The organism is Bartonella sp. AA86SXKL (assembly GCF_042196885.1).
On the sequence record NZ_JBHIRE010000236.1, the window covers coordinates 1 to 474 of the forward strand.

At 37.1% G+C, this 474-nt stretch carries 1 protein-coding gene and 1 pseudogene; both read left to right on the forward strand.

Going from position 1 to position 474, the window contains the following annotated elements; translation table 11 throughout:
* The first annotated feature begins 152 nt into the window (after positions 1–152).
* The gene (purS, locus tag ACFIO5_RS11195; RefSeq protein WP_011180843.1) at positions 153–392 is read left to right on the forward strand and encodes a phosphoribosylformylglycinamidine synthase subunit PurS; all 240 of its coding nucleotides are present in this window, start codon (positions 153–155) and stop codon (positions 390–392) included.
* 11 nt (positions 393–403) lie between these two features.
* Positions 404–474, forward strand: a pseudogene (locus ACFIO5_RS11200) (phosphoribosylformylglycinamidine synthase subunit PurQ); the annotation flags it as partial.

Genomic DNA, 474 nt, shown 5'->3' on the forward strand with positions numbered 1-474 from the left:
TCTTGGTATTATTAATGAAAATGAACCTTCACGACCAAACGGTCCAGTTTTAGTGAAGTAGTAAAAAACAAGGGAGCATTAATGTCACCTTCCTTTATTATTGTAAGTACAACTCTTCAAAGAGCGGCGCTTCTAACAACAGGAAATAAAAAATGAAAGCACGCGTTATAGTTACTCTCAAAAACAGTGTTCTTGATCCGCAAGGGGAAGCAATTATCGGTGCTTTAAAGAGTTTATCTTTCACAGGTATTCACTCTATTCGCCAGGGAAAAGTTTTTGATATTGTGCTCGATGACCAATCTGCTAAAAATGCAAAGCAAACACTTGAACAAATGTGTGAAGAGCTCCTCGCAAATACTGTCATTGAAAATTATACAATAGAACTTCTTTAAGTGGAATTCCTATGAAAACTGCTATCATTCAATTACCGGGATTAAATCGCGATCGGGATATGGTTGCAGCACTCCATCACAT

Bases quoted from the DNA above. Each gene is read 5' to 3' on its own strand.
- purS (WP_011180843.1), top strand. From the start codon at position 153: ATGAAAGCACGCGTTATAGTTACTCTCAAAAACAGTGTTCTTGATCCG.